Origin of the sequence: Ohtaekwangia kribbensis (assembly GCF_042676245.1) — a bacterium.
In the GTDB taxonomy this organism is placed as follows: domain Bacteria; phylum Bacteroidota; class Bacteroidia; order Cytophagales; family Cyclobacteriaceae; genus Ohtaekwangia; species Ohtaekwangia kribbensis.
The window spans coordinates 207,909-228,198 of sequence record NZ_JBHTKA010000016.1 but is presented as its reverse complement, the minus strand read 5'-3'; the positions used below and the strand labels follow the sequence as shown (position 1 = coordinate 228,198).

17 protein-coding genes are annotated in these 20,290 nt (G+C 44.3%); 2 read left to right on the top strand and 15 right to left on the bottom strand.

Annotated elements, in window-relative coordinates:
* Nucleotides 1-115: 115 nt before the first annotated feature.
* The 6 genes from msrB to ACFQ21_RS29475 all read right to left on the bottom strand — a co-directional run bounded on the left by msrB (nucleotide 116) and on the right by ACFQ21_RS29475 (nucleotide 8,272).
* Nucleotides 116-559 (bottom strand): peptide-methionine (R)-S-oxide reductase MsrB, encoded by a 444-nt coding sequence (msrB, locus tag ACFQ21_RS29500; protein WP_377586262.1) that lies wholly within the window; start codon nucleotides 557-559, stop codon nucleotides 116-118.
* Between the two features lie 225 nt (nucleotides 560-784).
* A complete protein-coding gene (locus ACFQ21_RS29495; RefSeq protein ID WP_377586260.1) occupies nucleotides 785-1,210 on the bottom strand; it encodes a hypothetical protein in 426 nt (141 codons plus the stop codon).
* Nucleotides 1,211-1,223: 13 nt separating this feature from the next.
* Nucleotides 1,224-2,657, bottom strand: coding sequence for a SusD/RagB family nutrient-binding outer membrane lipoprotein (locus tag ACFQ21_RS29490; protein ID WP_377586258.1), 1,434 nt, complete (start codon nucleotides 2,655-2,657; stop codon nucleotides 1,224-1,226).
* A gap of 10 nt (nucleotides 2,658-2,667) precedes the next feature.
* The gene (locus ACFQ21_RS29485; RefSeq protein WP_377586256.1) at nucleotides 2,668-6,174 is read right to left on the bottom strand and encodes a SusC/RagA family TonB-linked outer membrane protein; all 3,507 of its coding nucleotides are present in this window, start codon (nucleotides 6,172-6,174) and stop codon (nucleotides 2,668-2,670) included.
* 194 nt (nucleotides 6,175-6,368) lie between these two features.
* Nucleotides 6,369-7,373: a FecR family protein gene (locus ACFQ21_RS29480; protein ID WP_377586253.1), complete on the bottom strand. Its 1,005-nt coding sequence runs from the start codon at nucleotides 7,371-7,373 to the stop codon at nucleotides 6,369-6,371.
* A 320-nt stretch (nucleotides 7,374-7,693) separates the two neighbouring features.
* On the bottom strand, nucleotides 7,694-8,272 hold the full coding sequence (locus tag ACFQ21_RS29475; RefSeq protein WP_377586251.1) for an RNA polymerase sigma-70 factor: 579 nt from the start codon (nucleotides 8,270-8,272) through the stop codon (nucleotides 7,694-7,696).
* A gap of 203 nt (nucleotides 8,273-8,475) precedes the next feature.
* On the opposite strand from ACFQ21_RS29475, the gene ACFQ21_RS29470 reads away from it, so the two are divergent.
* A complete protein-coding gene (locus tag ACFQ21_RS29470; RefSeq protein WP_377586248.1) occupies nucleotides 8,476-9,069 on the top strand; it encodes a hypothetical protein in 594 nt (197 codons plus the stop codon).
* 205 nt (nucleotides 9,070-9,274) lie between these two features.
* Here ACFQ21_RS29470 and ACFQ21_RS29465 read toward each other — a convergent pair whose 3' ends face one another.
* The 5 genes from ACFQ21_RS29465 to ACFQ21_RS29445 form a co-directional block, all read right to left on the bottom strand.
* A complete protein-coding gene (locus ACFQ21_RS29465; RefSeq protein WP_377586246.1) occupies nucleotides 9,275-10,000 on the bottom strand; it encodes a nucleotide triphosphate diphosphatase NUDT15 in 726 nt (241 codons plus the stop codon).
* Nucleotides 10,001-10,003: 3 nt separating this feature from the next.
* Nucleotides 10,004-11,329 (bottom strand): DUF418 domain-containing protein, encoded by a 1,326-nt coding sequence (locus ACFQ21_RS29460; RefSeq protein WP_377586244.1) that lies wholly within the window; start codon nucleotides 11,327-11,329, stop codon nucleotides 10,004-10,006.
* Nucleotides 11,330-11,537: 208 nt separating this feature from the next.
* Complete coding sequence (locus ACFQ21_RS29455; protein ID WP_377586242.1) at nucleotides 11,538-11,894, bottom strand: hypothetical protein; 357 nt, start codon at nucleotides 11,892-11,894, stop codon at nucleotides 11,538-11,540.
* 82 nt (nucleotides 11,895-11,976) lie between these two features.
* Nucleotides 11,977-12,519 carry a hypothetical protein gene (locus ACFQ21_RS29450; RefSeq protein ID WP_377586240.1) on the bottom strand — a complete coding sequence of 181 codons (543 nt, stop codon included), beginning with the start codon at nucleotides 12,517-12,519 and terminating at the stop codon, nucleotides 11,977-11,979.
* A gap of 33 nt (nucleotides 12,520-12,552) precedes the next feature.
* Nucleotides 12,553-12,756, bottom strand: a complete 204-nt coding sequence (locus ACFQ21_RS29445) for a response regulator transcription factor (protein ID WP_377586238.1) — start codon at nucleotides 12,754-12,756, stop codon at nucleotides 12,553-12,555.
* 105 nt (nucleotides 12,757-12,861) lie between these two features.
* Between ACFQ21_RS29445 and ACFQ21_RS29440 the strand changes: the two genes are divergently transcribed.
* Nucleotides 12,862-13,134, top strand: coding sequence for a hypothetical protein (locus tag ACFQ21_RS29440; RefSeq protein ID WP_377586236.1), 273 nt, complete (start codon nucleotides 12,862-12,864; stop codon nucleotides 13,132-13,134).
* A 53-nt stretch (nucleotides 13,135-13,187) separates the two neighbouring features.
* Here ACFQ21_RS29440 and uxuA read toward each other — a convergent pair whose 3' ends face one another.
* The 4 genes from uxuA to ACFQ21_RS29420 form a co-directional block, all read right to left on the bottom strand.
* Nucleotides 13,188-14,351: a mannonate dehydratase gene (gene uxuA, locus ACFQ21_RS29435; protein ID WP_377586234.1), complete on the bottom strand. Its 1,164-nt coding sequence runs from the start codon at nucleotides 14,349-14,351 to the stop codon at nucleotides 13,188-13,190.
* A gap of 294 nt (nucleotides 14,352-14,645) precedes the next feature.
* A complete protein-coding gene (locus ACFQ21_RS29430; protein WP_377586232.1) occupies nucleotides 14,646-15,734 on the bottom strand; it encodes an endo-1,4-beta-xylanase in 1,089 nt (362 codons plus the stop codon).
* A 23-nt stretch (nucleotides 15,735-15,757) separates the two neighbouring features.
* Nucleotides 15,758-18,628: a glycosyl hydrolase 115 family protein gene (locus ACFQ21_RS29425; protein WP_377586230.1), complete on the bottom strand. Its 2,871-nt coding sequence runs from the start codon at nucleotides 18,626-18,628 to the stop codon at nucleotides 15,758-15,760.
* Nucleotides 18,629-18,639: 11 nt separating this feature from the next.
* Nucleotides 18,640-20,271: a GH35 family beta-galactosidase gene (locus tag ACFQ21_RS29420; RefSeq protein ID WP_377586228.1), complete on the bottom strand. Its 1,632-nt coding sequence runs from the start codon at nucleotides 20,269-20,271 to the stop codon at nucleotides 18,640-18,642.
* Nucleotides 20,272-20,290 lie beyond the last annotated feature (19 nt).

Sequence of the window (20,290 nt, the reverse complement as noted above, 5' to 3'; positions counted from 1 at the left end):
GTCCTAAATATAAACATCCATACCATTACCAAAAGTACCGTTCCTATAAACGCAAAAAACACCGGGACGTACACGTATATACTCCCGGTGTCTCTTGTAGCAGATGCAGAAAATATTATCCCTCTACCAGCTTAATGGAAGCGGAGTTTATGCAAAACCGTAAACCGGCTGGTGGTGGACCATCCGGAAACACATGGCCCAGGTGTCCATCGCATACATTGCACATCACTTCTATACGATGCATACCATGACTGCGATCACTTTCATACTTGATCACATTATCTTTTACCGATTCCGTAAAACTCGGCCACCCTGTACCGGATTCAAACTTCTGACGCGAGTCAAACAGCGGAGTGCCACAACAACGGCAGGCATATAGCCCGGGGTCATGAGCTTCGCAGTACTCACCGGAAAATGCAAACTCCGTTCCCTTCTGTCGGGTAATGCGAAACTGCTCCGGTGTTAATTCCTTTTTCCATTCTTCATTGGTTTTCTCAACCCGTCTGTCGGGAGTGAGGTTGCCTTTGGTGGCATAGTTGAGTACGTCAGACCAGTTCATAATGCGTGTATTTAAAGCTGCAAGCTACCAGCTGCTGAAAAAATGCAATAAGCGATAAATAGATATACTGCGATTTACAGGATATATTGTATATGTAAACACATTTTTGGGGAATTAGTTTGGTTGAGACAGGATTTGCCGGGGATCGTACAACAAACAAAAAGGCCCGGCAGAATTTTCGTCCACCGAGCCAGCCTTTACCAAAACCAAATAAATCCTAACGTTTCAATTTACAGTAACAGAAGTCCGCCGGGTAAGCGGATATTCCTTTTGCGAGGTAACAATCATATCGAAGGTTATAACGGTACCCTTAGGCGCAGTTACTACATAGGGTACTTCGTGTACAATTTCTTTACCGGTAGCAGCACTACCTTCGTCAAAGGTTTGTACCGGTGTATAATCGGCTGTTCCTGCTTTCGCTTTCAGCAATACCGATTTTACTTTGTCCTCCGGGAGGTTAACAAATTTCAGTGTAACGGTAATCGTTTCAGACGCTGCCGGTTTTGCATTGGAGGATGCTATACTGGCTATTGTCACGGTAACTTCACCTTGTTTAGTGTTATCAGGCACTACTTCGTTCTCTTCGCAGGAAACCATAACGGCCACCACCAACATCAGGCAGACGATATTTATATAGCTATATATTTTCATGGTATAATTCAGTTTAGTTGGCTACATCCCACCAGATTCTGTCAAGCTGTGTAACAGACGGAACGTTGGCTACATTTCGTCCGGTTTCTGAGTCCGGGTACATCAGGCGTCTGGCATAATTACCATTGAGATCAGGATTCAGATTCGCCGGGATCGTCATGTCCTTATACTGAAAATTATAGCGTCTGGCGTCTGCCCATGTTTCGGGGTGGAGGAACATCGCTATATATTTCTCTTTCATGATCAACTCTATCGTAAGATCATCACTGCCCACACTGATAGAGGCATCATTGATATAATCATCGCGATCGCCTGCGTCCACACCTACCATGTCCATGTGTGCACGTATACCATCGAGGTACGCGGTATAGGCACGTGGTTTATCGTCTGCATCAAACGCAGCTTCGGCTTCTATAAATTTTTGTTCGGCATACGTAATGATCAGCATCGGAGATGTATCGCTTGCGTAATAGGTACCGCGCTCCAGCACGGAACGATCTCCGCTAACATCCGCTCCGCCTCGGCCGGCACCATTGGGTACACCTATAAAGCTTCCATCTTCTGTATCTCCAAACATAAAGCCCATGCGAGGATCTGCTACAACGTAACTGGTTCCATCCATCGTCTGCACCAGTTGCTCAGATATCCAACCATCGAGAATCAGTGATTCCTGGTTGCGCGCTACCGAAGCCCAGGGATTAAACTCCGTGTCGAAGTATGTTATATCAGCATTATCAGCGTTGCTGTCAAAAGCATTGTCCAATGCAGTCAGCACATCCTGCGGATCGTAGCCCGATGTTTTACTGGTATGCAAAAGAGTCCGTGCTTTCAGCGCATATCCCATTTTTATCCAGGCTTCCACTTGCGCATCACCGCTGCGGTCGCCATAGATAAAGTCTTGTGCACCCAGGGCATACGTTGTTTCTTCTTTTTCCAGTTCTGCTATACCATTGTCGATCAGCGTCAGTATAATGGAATATAGATCCTGGTCTTCGTCATAAGCAGGCGTTACTGTTTCAGCAAAGAGTGCTTCAGTATAGGGTACATCTCCCCACGCATCAACGATGAGCAACAGGTGTATAGCTTTTAACAATTTAGCAGCACCATCATAATGTGTAGCGCCTGTTTCTATGGCCTGCTTTTCCATGTCTGCTATATCTCCCAAGGTGTGATATAGTCTGAACCATGCGTCATCGTATGCTACAGGTTCCTGTGTATCGGTAGATCCCGAAGGATTGGGTGATGCCAGGTATTGTACGTAGTATGACGTTATGCCACCAATCGCCTGTATATTTTCTCCGGTAGTAAATGACGTTGTCGCCATCAGCGAGCTTAGGGGTACCGTTGTAGGTTCATTCGGATTATCGTTTACATCGAGGTAATCAGAACATCCTGCAACGCTTAGTATCGAAAATATGCTTAGTATATATTTCAAGAACTTTTTCATACGATCGATTTTATAGTGTGAGATTCAGTGTGAAGGTTGTCGTGGCCACGCCCGGGTAATCCAATCCGGAGAAACCCGTAACATTCGTTCCGGCACCACCGCTGAAAGACTCGGGGTCGTATCCGCTCCACGGTGTCCAGAGTATAATATTATTTACACTCGCGGAAAGCGTAACCGCCTGGAATGGAGACTTCGCCAAAATGCTGTTCGGTAAACTATAGGATAAACTTGCACTGCGCAGTTTTACAAAGGAAGCATCCTGTACAAACGGCTCCGACAATCTGCGCAATGTATTGCGATAGAAACCATCGCCATAGCTTACACCATCCGGACCTATACCTTGTCCTAACCACACGGCTTTTGTATTCTGTGTGCCATCAGACAAGTATCCGTCAAACACGACTATATCATTTCGATTCGCGGTGTACGCTTCTTTACCAAAAGCTGCGAGGAAGTTACCATACTGATTATACTGATCCATGTCCCAGCGCACATCGAGTACTACTGCGAGGTTGAATCCTTTATACCTGAAATTATTTCGCAAGCCTGCCATCCACTTCGGCTGTACATTGCCTACTACGAGCTGCGATGTATTGCGCACCGGAAATCCATCGGCACCAATCAGCAATGGTTTATCACGATCTAAATATTCCAATCCTTCCGGAGCCCCCTCAGCACCATAGTAACGTTGAAAACTTGTTCCATATAAATTACCATAAGGAGCACCTTCTGTCAACGCCATAGTCACTGTACTTCCGGAGTAACCAAACTGCGAACCAATGGTAAACCCTCCTTCAAAACCTTCGGCAAGATCAACTACAGTATTTCGGTTTCGCGTGAAGTTCAGTGTAACATCCCAGGTGAAATCACCTGATCGCACGGGAGTTCCCGTCAACGTAAGTTCTATACCTTTGTTCTCGATCTCCCCTGCATTGGCAACGAAGCGTGTATAGCCCGTTGTATTGGACACCGGTACACTAAAGATCTGATCGCGACTGTTTGCTTTATACCAGGTAAATTCAAAACCCAAACGTCTCTCGAAGAATCGCATTTCGGCACCTAACTCTACGTTGGTAGTTCGCTCGGGCTTCAGGTCTTCACTTCCTTTTACCTGGTTGCGTGTAAAACCAACTTGTCCGTTGAGTGGAAATCCTTCGGTGCGCGCATACGTGGTTGAGGTCTGATATGGATCGGTATCTTTTCCTACCTGACCATACGAACCTCTTACTTTACCATACGATATCACGGCCGGTAACTGCACGACATCACTGAATATAAAGCTCATATTTACCGAAGGATAGAAGAATGAATTATTGCCTTTGGGTAAAGTGGATGTCCAGTCGTTACGGCCGGTAACATTCAGGTACAGGTAATCTTTATAGTTTACCATCAGGTCACCGAATACACCGATCAATCGTCTCTGGCGTTTCTCCTGTTCGGTCAATACCTCCGTAACATTGTTGAACTGATAGTAGCCCGGTATAACAAAGTTGTTACCAGTGTTGATCAGTTTGTTCCGGTCTTCCTGGAACAACTCCTGGCCCACGCGCAAGGTAGTCTTCAGGTTGTTGGTAATTTCTTTGTTCATCTCAACCGATACGTTCGAGTTGATAATCCGATTGGTAATGCGTGTATGCTCAATATAGCCTGTGGTACTCAGCGGTGTTTCTCCTTCCAGGCCCTTCGGACCGGGCAATATCTCTTCTCTGAAATCAGAGTAAAAATCAGAACCCACACGATAGTTGAGACTGATCCACGAAGCGGGTTTATAGGAGAAGTAAAGATTACCGAGTGTACGATCTACATCATCCTCATACGTCCAGAACTTGGCCGCGTAGATCGGGTTATCGGAGAGGCCTATATATTTCTGTGTTCCGTTTTCATTGATATAGTCTGTAGCATCGCTGGACGTTGGATAGTACATCAGCGTTTCACCAAAGCGATCGCCTGGTACCCTGTCTCCACCAGAATTGGAATACGTGAATGATCCTGTAACGGTAAATTTATTCTTGAAATTTAATGTACCCGAAAGTTTTGCAGATGTTCTGTCCCACGAGCTGGAAGGAATAACACCGGTCTGTTTTGTATTGGACACCGAGGTATAGAAGGTAGCAAATTCATTTCCACCGGATACACTCAGGTAATTATCAAACGATTTACCGGTCTCCATTACGTTGCGGTAATTATCATAGTATTTATAGGTAGGATCTTGCAAAGAAGCAGCACTAAACGGTGCACCCCATGCCGGGTATACACTCGTGCGATCAGCCGCGCCATACCAGCCTTGTCCATATTCCGTTTGAAAATCAGGATAGCGATTTACTTTTTGAAAACCGATCGAACTGTTAACATCGATCTTTACCGCACCGGCTTTACCGCGTTTGGTTGTGATCACAATAGCACCGGCTGCTGCACGCACACCATACAACGCCGTGGCTGCTGCTCCCTTGAGTATATTTACCGATTCAATATCATTCGGATTAATATCAACCGCACGATTACTTAAACCACGCGATGTATTTGGTGATTCATCAGTACTGTTATCCATCGGTATACCATCGATCACAAACAACGGTTGATTGTTACCGGATGTATTCAACGAAGTTAATCCACGAATCACAATACGGGAACTTGTTCCCGGTGCGCCACCGGCATTCGTAATCTGCACACCAGACACTTGTCCCTGCAAAGCGCTCACCACATTGGGTTGACGCGTTACGGTAAGGTTACTGCCATCTATATTCTGTGCCGAAAAACCGAGCGAACGTTTCTCCTGTGCTATACCAAACGAAGTTACCACTACTTCGGTAAGTTGTGTTACATCAGTCTCCAATGCTATATCTACTGTACTTCTTCCACCTACAGCAACCTCTGTGGTTTTATAGCCTATAAATGAAAAGATCAGCGTAGCATCGGTTGTATTTGCTTCAAGTGTATAATTACCCTGAGCGTCAGTAACCGTTCCGCTCTGTGTACCTTTCAGCATGACACTTACACCTGGCAGCGGAGCGTTGTCGCCTGCTGCTGTTACCTTACCGGTAATAGTCTGTTGTGTGATATCCGCTGCTTCACGAACAGGCTCACGGACTGTTTCTGTTTCTTCTTTACGCTCGATCAAAATGTTATTGTTGATCTGCCGGAAGGTTAGCGACTGGTTTGCCAGCAATAACTGCAGCGTTTCAGATACAGTGCGTGTACCTTGTGGTAGCGTTATATGATCGGCTGCTTTTATTTCGCGATTACGATATACAAAGCGAAACGGAGTCTTGTCCTCAATCTTTTTGAGAGCAGCCTCCAGAGATTCATCGTTCAATTCAAGTGTAACTGTGGTTGTTTCCGCCCCTTGTCCTCTGCCCGGTGTGGCGAGCAACATGGTAAGACACGTAAGCGAAAAAACCATCAGAAGTAAACTTATACGCATAAGCTGACGAATAAATGGTTGGTGGATCAGCCATGCAAGGTTTGCCGGATGGATAAAAGGCGGCTTCCCTTCTGCATGAGACACAGAAAAATTCATATTTTTGATATGTTTTAAGTGATTGAGGAATTATTTAAAACACACCTGCTGTCGCGATGCCAGTCGTGCAGCAGGAGCTTTCTGAAGCGCTCCCTGCCCTGGGCAGGGAGTCTTCGGGATGCTTCAGATCTCAGCGTATAGTCTTTTCATGCAGCTTTGGGTTTAGGTTAATTGTTTAGGTTAATAGTATATCTTCAGCACCCGGCTCCTCCACTGATGTGAATCACGCCCGTTGCATCACGATTGAAATGTGAACCATTGAATTCACAAATCACCGTTAATATCTGGTTAAGATCTTCGCCACTCACAAACGTTGCTGTAAAGCGACAATCTTTTATAGTATCATTGTCCAAAACGATGGCAACCTTGAAACGCTGTTCGAGTTGCTTCGCTACATCCGCCAGTGTTGCATCGTCAAAGAATATATCGCGGTCCGACCAGGACACTACTTCTTTACTGTCCACACGCTGTTGTTGTGATGCCTCCTGATACTTGTTGAATTTTATCTGCTGATCAGGCGTAATAATACCAATCACTTTTTGATCGTCACTTACCTTTACTTTCCCCCGTGTTACCGTTACCGTAATATCATTATCGTTGGGATATGCCTTGATGTTAAAAGCCGTTCCCAACACCGTTGTGCGCAGTTTACCGGTATATACTATAAAAGGAGCAGAAGCATCATGCTTTATATCAAAGTACCCCTCACCTCGCAGTGTAACTTCGCGATTCTTTTTTCCTTTAAAGGTCTCCGGAAATTCGAGCGAGCTTCCTGCATTCAACACCACAACACTTCCATCAGGTAACTTTACTATCTGGTGCGTCTCTACCTTCTGAGGCAGCTCTGCTATAGATTCGCTTCTGGTTTGTGGTGATACTATATAATATCCTACACCCGCTATACCAACCAGTATACATGAAGCCAACGCAACTGCTTTACCCCAGCGTGAAAATGCAGATGAATGTTTAACCATCTCTTTTTCTTCATCACCGAGTATATCTACTAAAATTCGTTCCGTTCGCGCAAACGACATTCGCTCGGTCCCATCAGCCTTACTCCACAACCCCTTCATCAGATCTTTCACCTGCACTTCGTAATCAGGCTCATTGACCATCTCCAAAAATTCAATACGCTCCGCCTCCGTACAGGTTCGATTTATATACCTATGAAAAAGATAAGTCAAGCGGGCACTGTCCATAGCTTGCGTTTTATAGGAAGACAATCCGTGGAGAGGAAAGGAGTAGTCGAAAGGAAAAAAATTTTATAAGGTTGCTGGCCACTGGCTGCAGGAAGAGCCTCGTGGGGGCTAAGATATATTTACTCAGCTGCGAGCTTTGAGCTGCGAGACGTTGATGCTAAAATTTTTCTCTGCCAGGAAGAGATATACTTTCATTTACCGAAATTCACCTGCAGCTAGCAGCCAGAGAACAGAAACTCCTTCAACGCGCATCACGTCACTAACCGAAAATCTACCAGCAGCTGGCAGCCAGAAGCTAGCAACTCCTTAAACGCTTTCGTTTAATTCAGCAGCCACGCTAAAACTGCCCCCAAACTCAAAAAGTGTGACTTGATCGTTCTCAACGCTTGTTGCATGTGTGTCTTTACCGTGAGGCGTGAGATGTTGAGGCGTTGGGCTACCTCTTCGTATTTTAATCCCTCGTTGTGGCAGAGGCTATAGACGAGTTTTTGTTGAGGTGGCAGGTTGCTGATCACTTCGTTAAGGATGCGTTGTGATTCACGGTAAAGTATAGTCTCCTCGGTATCGCGATGTGCTTCTGATAATTCTTTGCTCAGGTTGTTCTTGGCAGTCGCTTCAATAGCAACCTTCTTCAGCATATTAAAAGTATGATTTCGCGTAATGGTAAAGAGATAGGCAGAGAATTGTTCGATGGTACTAACCGACTCGCGGTTTATCCAAAGTTTCATAAATATATCCTGAACAATTTCTTCGGCTGTTATAGCGTTGCGTGTAAGCCTGAGTGCAAAACCATATACACGATTGGAGTACGCGCGGAAGAGTATACGAAAAGCAAGTTGATCGCTTTGCGAGATGCGGAGTAAAAGGTTTCTGATATCAGCGTGTTCCTGCATTTTCATCAGTTTAGGTGGGGATAACCTTTTGTTAATCTAAACTTAATGAAAAGAGTGAAATGAAAAAAATACTTTCGGTAAGCTTTATATAGTTTCTACCACTAAATCATTCCCAAAAGGATCCTCAATCCATTGCAGAATAGGTTTGCATATATTCCATCAACAAATTATTCTCAGTAATATTATGCACATTTAATACCGAGGAAGGAATGGAGCCGAGCGACATGACGAACAGACCTAATGATGAAACTACGTTCTACAAAAAAGGCGATCCGCAATCCTATATCAATGAAAATATAGGTTGGCAAAAAAGCATTTTCAGGTTTTTCAGACGTCTGTCATTTTTGTTTCTCGCAATTGCAACACTCCTTGTAATTGATTTCTATCTGCCTTCAATAATCATCAAAGAAACAGCCATTGAAGGATGGCAACAGCGAGAAGGAGCAACCAGAAGCTTAAAAAATTATGATCCAGGCAAACTGGTGAGTTACATGCGAACGAAGGATTTTACCATTGCTGTGCCTCATCCGGTACATCTCAACTACGACTATTATTCCGATGAAAAACCAATAGTCATCTTCGAATTTACACCTATACTAAAAACTGCAAAAGCAATTGGACTTTCCAATTATGAAATGTATCCCGCACCCAAAACAATCTATTCTTTTGGAATTCCACTACACTACTTATTACTTGTAAGCTCGCTGTTTACGGTGCTACGAAAAAATTATTCAAGACTCAATTATTCACTCTGTTTTTTACCGGCTCTTTTGTTTAGTGCTCTTATCCTGGTTGCCATTTAAATACATTCGTTGTTACTAGTCGCGCAATCAGAACTTTCACGATTTTCCGCTTCAAACATCTTCTGATTTGAAGTATTTACCTCGAAGCGCTTCTATCTGCGCCCGAAATCTCTGCATAACTCTTCGGCATCACAACCGATAAAAAACGCAGCACTGGTAGCTTTGATATAGCCGAGTACAACAAAGACAAATAAATCAAAATATACTATATACTCCCCTGCTTCAGTAAACTTGCAACCGGTTTGAAAAGAGGTTGAGGAAGGTCATGCGGATCGGCCCAGCGCCATTCCAGGCATTTGTCCTTCTCAAGAATCCCGGGAGTTCCGGTTACCCAATCACCTTTGTAGAACAGCGTAATATAGCTGGTGTTGTTCTCTTCAAAGTGATCGAAGGTAAATCCTGCGGGAGCAAGTATATTTACTTTCAGTCCGGTTTCCTCCAGGAGCTCTCTTCCGGCAGTCGCTTCGGGCTCCTCGCCCTCTTCTAAATGTCCTCCGGGAAACGACCATGTGTTGGCACCGTGACTGCCGATGCGTTGTCCGATGAGTACTTTACCCGATTTATATATAATTATACCGATACCGATTTTAATCTTCATTTTCAGGTTTCCTTTCTTTTCACCGGGCAACAACACACCGATCCTGCTGAATTTGATTGTCCGGTCTAAAGCTGTATTCCACAACTGAAAGTCGTGAACTCCTAAATGCGGAGTAATTACCTTCAGTATCTCTATTCGACTGTATGCCTGTGAATTCGTTCGCTCGAATACAAAATTTATAGTATCACCGGTAAGAAATTCATTCATAATCCGGATAACGAGGTCAACCTTTATCTCATTACCTGTTCCAAAATGAATCCAATCATTATTCCAGGTAACAACAGAGTTTAAGTGCGATGCTGCAATATATAGCTGACGTGAATCCAACGCCATATTTCAATTTAGTCGTTTCACCAAAGGCTGCTTCTTCCAATACGTGAGGCTTCTCCACAGCCACTCTGCAGGTCCGTACAAAAAGTAACGCATCCAGATGTTGCAGAATATAATCTGGAATACCCAGATGATGAGCACCACATTATATACTTCATAGCGTTCAAGTTTCCCGTACAAACCAAAAGCAAAGCCGCTGAACAGCAAGCCACAGATAAGCGATTGTGAGAGGTAGTTTGTCAACGCCATTTGTCCTACCGGCTGCAACATTCTGAAGAACCAATTGAACAAGCCAGATTTATAAAGTAACATAATGACACCCAGCAGTCCCAACGACCGGGCTACACGGTCAAGCTGGTAAAACTGCAACGGTACATTCTTGACATACTCATAGCCGTTAAAATTATAGTTTATCTGTGCCTGCACCCTCAAATATGCCAGTGGTATTCCGATCGCGAGGCCGAGAATGGCCATCCATGCATATATACTTACGGAAGCTTTTCCGGTAAGAACTCCGTTCTTGTAAAATGCCATTCCCAGAAAAAAGAAAACCAGTATATCCCAGGCATACAAAAATATAAAGCGACCGAGGTTATCGAGATAATCGTTGGTACGATATTCATACACCCTTGCGTAGTTGCCGAGCACTTCGCGCTTCGCTTCCTCAACACGCTTTTGTTTACCCTCTGGTGTTGTTCTTTTTTTGAAGGCTGTCATTTTTTCCAGTGCTGCTTTTTGATCTTCTGTTAATTTGGTTTTGGTTGTATCAATGGCAGCAACGGCTTCTCCTTTGATAATTATACTTTTACGTTGATAGAAATCGCGGTTCTCGCGAACCAGCATTAATGCAAGACATACGGCTGCCGCTATAATAAGCGTCCGTGGCTGCAGCTTTCTAAAGGTGAAGAGTATCATGCCGAAGCAGGCATAGTCCAGGAGTATATCTCCGTTCCAGAGTAAGATAAAAACATCGAAGAGTGAAAATGCAATCAGCCACAGCTGTCTTCTGAAGAAATAGTCGGCAGGTTGAAGGCCTTCGCTCCTGTTCTCCTGTCGGCCGATGAAGAGAATAATGCCGGCACCGAACAACATCGAGAACAGCGCTCGTTGGGTGCCGTCAAAAAATACAGATGTGATATACCACCAGTAATAGTTCAGTCCGGATTCTTTCATCACCGAAGGGTCATGTCCAATAGGATTGGGTAATGCAAAGAGACCAATATTCATTAGCAGGATACCAAGTATAGCGATACCGCGAACACTATCCAGCACGACAATGCGCTCGGATTGACTTATGGGGGCTCCGGTTTGGGTTGGAGTAGATATGGTCATGGGATTGTAGCGTTATTGGTTAGTTGAAGCTTTATGTTTTCTTTGTGTTCTTCGTGCAATGGATTTGCTGTCGTGTAGCAAATAGAAAAATCCAATTGCACAGAGGGCACGAAGGAGGCACAAGGTGCACGGAGAGTTGTTTTGTTTATTACCAACGATGTGATCTGAAAATAAATATCGGAATTTATGTTCAGATTAAAATCCAGGGTCAATGAAAATGTCCTCGTTGACTTTCCCAGAACGAATGACGCACGCCATAGCCGCACTTATAAAAGGGCAACTCAAGCATTATCCAAATCATCATCACAGTAACAAACCATATCTTCTTATTTTTCAGATGCGCTCCTTTGTTCAATTTTATGTATTGAATTCCTAGCGACACTCCGGTATAAACGATAACCAAATACAACAATGGATTGGCAACTGAAACAAGATAATCTTTCAATCGAAAATGTTCATCTCTATAGAAAAAAGTATAATAAGCACCTTTAAACTTCCCGATATTAGTAAACAACAATAGCGTGGTGCCTATTGATAATGCCCAGCCAAAAATTCTATTTTTCATTTGCTTCTAATACGTATAAGGACTTCCGTTAAACATCCACGACTTCCCTTAGATCAAAACAAAAACCGGGACCTTCCCATCTCTAACGTCCTGTATTGTGTTTTATACTGCCGCTACACTTATCAAAAACAATTTCACTTTTGATAAAAATTACTTTGCAACTTCCTGTAGTATCATTATCCACTACAGTTTCCTTTTTCGCAATAAGAATAGGAATCATTGCATACTTATGCAATTCATATTTCATTAACGGTCCTCCGGCAAAACCTTGATCACGGATATACTCAATCCGATACTCATCAATATCCCACTTCTTATCAACGGTTTTTGAACCAACAAAACCTTTCATAAATGAGCCTATACTTAAAACAATAAAGAGAAACACAGAAACAATGACGGCAACTGTTATTTTATTCTTTTCAATAGACCACGAACAAAGCGAATAAGCACTGCTTAATCCTAAAAGAGCTACAACCTGATTGCCCCCCGGTATTATATAAGAATAGCCTATCAAGTTCGGAGAAAGCAACAAGCAAGACAAAAGAAAAATATAAAGAGCAACTTTCCTGCTGAGGAAGGCTTCAATAACCAACCCAACTATAGGAACTATAAAATAAATAAGCATCGTCCCATGAGTATTTACAAAAACAAAATGCGATTACTTAAGCCATTTCTTTCTAAACGCATAAGCAACAAGGTGTGCTGCGTTCTTAACCTGAAAACGATTAAGCATTTCAATACGAATTGCATCTATAGTTTTCTTACTGTTCCCCAACTTCTTGGCAATTTCTTCACTGTTGTATCCTTCAGCTATTAGCTGCAATACCTCAAACTGTTTATCTGTTATGTCAACTTTTTTCACATATCAATTATATAAGATAAAAATATTTAGGTATTTTTACCCCCATATTTATACCTAGTCATAAATACTATAATAAATTGATAATCAATACTAAATTATAAAGGTATGGCTCAACCTACGATTCCTACTGAAAATGAAAATTTTAAACCAGATCGGCTGCTGTCAATTCCTCTGCAGGAGGTTTTTTTGCATTTTATAGAGAACCACCCAGCCAAACGCTTTCGTAAAAATCTCAGTAGGATGATATTAGCGCACATGATTTACGAAAGCCACAGCTCATCGCCCTATATGGCGGAAACATTGTTAGACCTTGAAGGACTGTTTGTACTGCTCGATGCAATTGAAGAAGAGACAGACATCCTAAAAAGTATACAATAAAAAAAGCAGGGCTTTCTGATGAAAACTCTGCTTTGCTATAGTTGATATATACCTTATTCCAGCATTCTCGCTATACCCAACTCCAATCCACGGAGTTCGGCTAAACCGCGCAAGCGACCTATGGCAGAATAACCGGGATAGGTTTTCTTGTTGAGGTCGTCAAGCATCTGGTGGCCGTGGTCGGGGCGCATCGGTATAGATATACCTCTGCGTTTCATCAGTTGTACAACTTCTTTTACTACGCTAAACATATCAGCATCGCCTTCGAGGTGGTTAGCTTCGTAGAAGTCACCTTTATAGTCGCGCTTGGTGCTGCGTAAATGCAAGAAGTTGATGTGATCGCCCAGTCGCTTTACCATACCCGGCAGATCGTTATCCGCTCTGGCACCATACGAGCCGGTGCAGAAACAAAGTCCGTTGGCAGGAGAAGGAACATTCTTTACCAGATCAGTGGCATCTTTCTCGGTGCTCATGATGCGTGGCAAACCTAATATAGAATACGGAGGATCATCCGGGTGTATCGCCATCTTCACACCAGCTTCTTCCGCAGCGGGAGTTACCTGTTTCAGGAAGTAGTATAAGTTCTCTCTCAGTTTGTCAGCGTTAATGCCTTCGTACTTTTTTAATGCTGCGAGAATTTCCGGAGCAGTAAACGGTTCGTCACTGCCCGGTAGCCCAAGCGTTGCGTTATGGAAAAGCTTTTCACGCTCCGCTTCGGTCATGCCATCAAAACGTTTCTCAGCCAGCGCTATTTCGTCAGTAGTGTAGTCTTTGGCAGCATTCGGGCGCTTCAGCAGAAAAAGATCGAACGCTATAAATGCAGCCTTCTCGAAATATAGCGCCTTGCTCCCATCGGGCATGTTGTAGGATATATCCGTGCGCATCCAGTCGAGGATCGGCATAAAGTTATACGTAACAACTTTCAGCCCACACTTGCCTACGTTCTTCAGACTCTGTTTATAGTTTTCAATATACTGCAGGTAGTTACCACCCTGCCGTTTTATATCTTCATGTACCGGTAAACTTTCAATTACAGTCCAGGTCATGCCGGCTTTCTCGATCATAGCCTTTCGCTTTTCAATCTCTTCAATTGTCCACACATCACCAACTGGTATATGATGCAGGGCCGTTACCACACCAGTACATCCCGACTGCAGTATATCTGTCAGGCTCACCGCATCGTGCGGTCCGTACCAGCGCATTGTTTGTTCCATCATAGAAGTTATTCTTAGTTTTTACGTTTCTCTTCTTTTGTGACGCTTCGCGTTGAAATTAGCTGCGAGCTACCAGGCACTAGCTGCTAGCTTGAGAGTGCTAATTTAATCGCTTTCGTGTCGTAGTGATGAAGTTGAAATTGGAAGATTGGAAAATTAAAAAATTGGAAGATTAAATGCACTCAATCTTTCAAATCTTATAATCTTACAATTTTCCCATCTATCCATTCTACTACAACAAATCATTTACGTTACCGACCTCGGGCTAGCAGCTAGTAGCTTGCAGCTCGAAGCTTTCTACTTAAATCGAGTCACTGCGAAATACGCACGCTTCGGCTTCAAATCTACACCAAACAGCAGCGGATAGTTTTTGCGGCCTGGTACGGGATAATTGTCGAGCCAGGTGTGTTTGTCGGATATGTTCCAGAAGGTTACTCCTGTGATGACGTTTTTATACTCGCGGAAGACTTTGAAAACCATTTTGTACTGTTCGAGTTGCTTGCTCTCTAGCTCTGACGTAAAAACGTCTGACTCACCCTGTCTCCGTTCGCGCTGAAATTTTTCCCACTTGTATATCGATATATCCAGCTCGGTGATCTGTACTTTCAATTTGAGGGACGAAAACTTATCGAGGGCGGTGCGCAGTTCTGCCTCTGTGGGTTCGAAGATCGACCAATGTCCTTGAAGGCCAACGCCATGGATCGGAACTCCGGCATCTACGAGCTTCTTTAATAAAGTATATACGTGATCGCGTTTCTCAGGACGCTCGGTGTTATAGTCGTTGTAGAAAAGTTGTGCAGATGGGTCGGCAGCGTGTGCGTACTCAAAGGCTTTAACGATAAAATCTTCTCCGCATATACGATACCACGGGGAGTTACGCAGCAGTTGTTTCGGATCATCGGCTACGGCTTCGTTCACAACATCCCACGCATATATCTTTCCACGATAGCGACTTACTACGGTGGTGATGTGATCTTTCAAGCGCTGCAGGAGTATAGCTTTACTAACGGTATCGCCTTTCGCATCGGTAAATATCCAGCGTGGTGCTTGCTCGTGCCAGCAGAGTGCGTGTCCACGGACCTTGAGATTATGTTTCTGGGCAAAGTCTATAATCTTGTCGGCATCGTCCCAATAGTACCGATTCTCTTCCGGGTGAATCGGTCCCATCTTCATGGCATTTTCAGGAGTCATGCTGCTGAATTGCTTCAGTATCAATTCTCCCTCTGCACCCTGTAATGCCCGCGGAGACACAGCTACACCTACGGGGAAGTAATCCTTATAGTGATCTTTTAAACCTTTGTCATCGCTAGCTTGCGCGATGGATTCTGCCGTCAGCATCATCAGTATAGATGTTACGGCTGTACATGCTTTTCTGTAAATTGTCATTGGTTTGGTGTTGGGATATATATTTAGTGCGGATTGGTTCTACCGGTAGAATAACTCTCCGGTGGTGCCAGGTAACTCGGTTTAATTTCTTTCGTCTCGACAACCAGCTTTTGCAATACTACACCTGCATCAATGCGCCAGAACTTGAGTGTATGGTAGCCACCCCGTTGCAGCACATGGTTTGATGTTTTTACAATCACATTGTCACTCACCCATTGCTCCCATACTTTGAGCGATGAGTCATCATGCAGGTTGATGACCTGCGGAGCTTCGTTATCAAATGAAACGGCAAAGCGAAGTCCTGTTGTATTGTGAATGTTCAGCGTTGGAGAAAGGTATAGTTTAACCTTTACCGATCCACTATCCTGTAAATATACTCCGTATTCCAGGTGTGGGCTTGTTGAACTTAATGTTTCGCTTTTGGCCGCAACCGGAAACGTTGTGACTGATGACAACGTTCTACCCAGCCCGGGTATAACATCCCAACGGACAGTGGATGAGTTAACGGCCTTTGCATAATGTTCAGCCTCGATGGATATATAGCCATTACCCGCTATAAATGTTTTGGGTTGTGAGATCGTTGGTTTCACATTATTCACGATGGCGTTGACTACAACATTCTCGTTCACTCCCTTTACGGTTATTGGTATAGTATATTTGCCGGATGGAACGTTCGGCCAATCGATCCTGATCCAGATACGCTGTTCCCTGTCGATGCTTCCGGTCGGTTCACTTATTTTAATATAGGGAGCGTTGGCGGTTACCGTATATTCAAACGGTGTTTGTCCATGATTGAAGATCTCGATATAGTATACCTGTTGATTGAACGCATCGAACTCAGGCAACACTGCCGGTTGCTGCGCCACGGGCCATACATCATCCGAGCCCTCAATCGCTACCCCCATAGCTGCAGCTTCCGGCACACGAATGATCTTAACCTCCGGCATTACATCGTTAGACGGCTGTTGCCAGTAGGTATAGCCGATGTGTGTCTGGTCCATCATGTGGTTCCACTTTCCGTTCGCTATACCTTTGTTGTATTGACGAGACAAAGCAGCATCTTCATCAAACAACTTTCGTACGTGCTCTGCCTGTTCGTTCGTAGCGGCACGACCTTGCGCAGCGTACAAGTGATTACGCGCAGCGGTCACATACATTTCATTTAAATTAGCCGAAGCCTTCACAGGGTGTAACACAAGTTGAAAGAATGAATCCCTATATTCAGCTGGCAATGCAGCGTTTATCTTTTCAGCCTGCTGTACTAAAGCGTGAAATTCGCTTAGCAGTGTCTCTGCTTCGCGATAGTTTGTTATACTATAGGTATCGGGAGAAAGCAGCTCCGGTTTTCTGCGTGCATTATATTTTGTGTAGCCGCTCAGTATAGCAGCAATTTCCTTCGCGTATATACTTCCGAATTGTTCTCTTGCCCACTGTTCGGTATAGTCTTTCAGGTTGGATTGATTCCAGCGCTTGGGATTCCACGCGTAATCCAGGAAAAACGAAGTCGGTAATTCCATCGGTTTTATGTCGCCTACATTGACAATCCAGATCTGGTTGGCTCCATACTCATTCGCAAGGTGCATTTGCTCCCATGTACGTTCGATCTGGTTGGTGTTGATCCATTTATAGTTCCGCGGACCACCTACATAATCAAAATGGTAATATATACCATAGCCGCCTTTGCGCGGTTTATCTTCCAGCTTCGGCAGCTTTCGAATGTTTCCCCAGTTGTCATCGCAGAGCAGAAGTGTAACATCGTCTGGTACACGCATGCCTTTGTCGTAGTAATCCTGCACCTCTTTGTACAGCGCCCATAGCTGAGGCGTTGCAGAAGGTTCTTTGCCCGTTACCTGCTGTATGATATCACGCTGGTCTTTTACGATGCGTTCAAGCAAAGCAATGTTTGTGTCTTCGCTCATGGCCATGTCTCCATCACCCCGCATCCCAACGGACACTATGCTTTCATAATTTTCCATGCGCTGTATACCTTCTGTCCAGAATTTACGAAGTATACTTTCGTTCTTCTCATAATTCCAGGGACCTTGTCCGGTCTTTCGCCATTCGGCATGGGCCCGCATCATGGGCTCGTGGTGCGTTGTTCCCATCACGATACCAAACTCGTCTGCCAGCTTGGGGTTCAGTGTATCATCGCTATTGAAGCTTGCCCACCACATGGCAGGCCAGAGATAATTCCCTTTGAGACGAAGGATGAGCTCAAAAACTTTCTCGTAGAATTTATGATTGAATCCACCATAGTTTTCAACAGCCCATCGCCCCAACGCAGGCTCTTCATCGTTGATAAAGATGCCTCTGTACTTTACGGGTGGTTCACCTTGCACGTAACGTCCCGGCACAACGTACAGACTACTGCTTTTCTGAGGTGGCACATCGGCCCACCAATGCCACGGTGATACACCAATCTGCCGCGAGACGTCATATATACCGAAGATCGTTCCGCGTTTATCACTACCAGCAATTACCAGTGCACGCGGTATACCTACCATGGGATTGTCGATTACCTGTATCACGAAGGTTTCCCATTTACCGGCAATGTCTTTTACTTTCAGTTTTTTTGCGGCAACAAGCTGATCGATCAGTTTACTTTTACCAAGGGTGCCGATGATAACGGCATCGCCACCTGAAAAATTATTTACAATCAATTGAGGCGTTACATCCGAGACGCGTGCTATATCCTTCTGAAGATCTTTTGTCGCACGCATAACTCCGGCATAATCTGTATCATCAACATAGAACGATACAGCCTTACCAGCCGATACCAGCGAAAACGACTTTCCCTTTTTCTCCCTGGTAATATACGACACCTGTGCGTATACCTGGTTTACCTGCAGGCTAACCAATAGCCACACAACAACTATATATTTATAGCAACGCATGAGGCAATGGGTTATTTATAGGGATATAGTTTTAAAGACTGGATGCCGCATTCCCCTACGGAAAAACGTAGGTGTCTACCCTGATGGCTTTGATCGCCATTCATTCTTCTTCCGGCTACCCATTGCCCATTTTTATATTCGCCTTCGTCAATGCGGGCTATACCGGCCAACGGTGCATCCGGAAGGTTAGATGTAAATGTTACTACGATGCCATCGCCAGCGATAATAAACTCATCGGGTGCAGTCTGAATGATGAGACCACCCATGATCGGCCACTGCTCCTCTTTTGCCTGTGGTGACCAGCCCAAGGTATAGTCATGCTTAAAGGTAAAGGTATAATTCCCCAATTTAACGATCTGCTCTGAATTCGTTTTGTCAACCAATACACCTTCCATGGTATTTTTACCCTGATGTACACTGATTACCGGAGACAATTGAGACAGTACTTCATAGCTTTTTGCCAATGCACTCTTCACAGGATCTTCCGCAGATTCAATTGAGAATGGCGAGAAGCCCATCGCATGGTAATGTCCTATAGCATAAAAAACCTTCGAGGCATCTGAAAGCTCCAGGCGTATCTCGGGAATGAACAACGGATTGTCTGCACGGGTATATAGATCGTTCCAGTATTTAAAATCAGGATTGTAAAAATCGGGCGAAAGAAAATCAACAGCAGGTGCACCGGCTTTCCATATATCAATGATGTGGGGCAGTGGTCCACCACTTGGGTAATCACCGGGTTTGACATTCGGTCTGTTCAATGCTGCATTGATGAACATCGGCAACGGGTACATATCTTTACCGGCTTCTGTTACTACCTGGGTATATTTAGCGAAGTACCACGCTATAAAAGCTTCATCTGTTGCCAGACTTTTCCCGAAGAGCTCTTCCCACGTGCCATTCATCTTGGCACCGTTCTTCTTCCACGCTTCGCGCAGTGCCGGAGCAAGCGTTTCTTTATTGCTATTGAGATAACGCGTCAACTCCTGTGGTACAGGTTTATTGAATGCAGCCGTTGCAGCCGGATGATAGTCGCGTGCTTCGGGAAGCATACCAATCTCATTCTCTACCTGGATCATGATAACGGTTTGCTGCTGCTCATCGATCTGGCGAATGTGTTTCATCAAGGCTGCAAATACTTTCTTATCCGCTTCGAGGTTTGCTTCGCTAAACGGACTAAGAATCTCTGCACTGCGTCCCTGCTTATCTTGTGTACGCGGAAAACGTTTCTGATTCAGCTTTACCCATTCAGGTGCATAACACGACATACTGTTCTTCCAGCTGCCGAACCAGAGCAATATCAATTTCAGATTATGCTTCCGCGATTCTTCGATAAGATCGTCTACAGATTTAAAATCAAATCTACCTTCAGTGGGCTCGATCAGTTCCCAGTATACCGGAGCCAGAATGGTATTGAGATGCATATCGGCAAACTTCTTCCAATACGGTTCCATATATTTTATATCGGATGCGCTGGAATTACCAAGCTCGCCACCGAGTATAATAAACGGTTTATTCTGAACAACGAGTTGTGATGTTTTGCCTTGCTTGACAAGGTGCGGAATATCATTTTGCTTCTGTGCGAAAGCCGCTATACCCGAAGCGACCAGAAAAGAAAGTATATATAGTTTTGCCAGGTGCATAGTGTAGTAAAATTTCTAT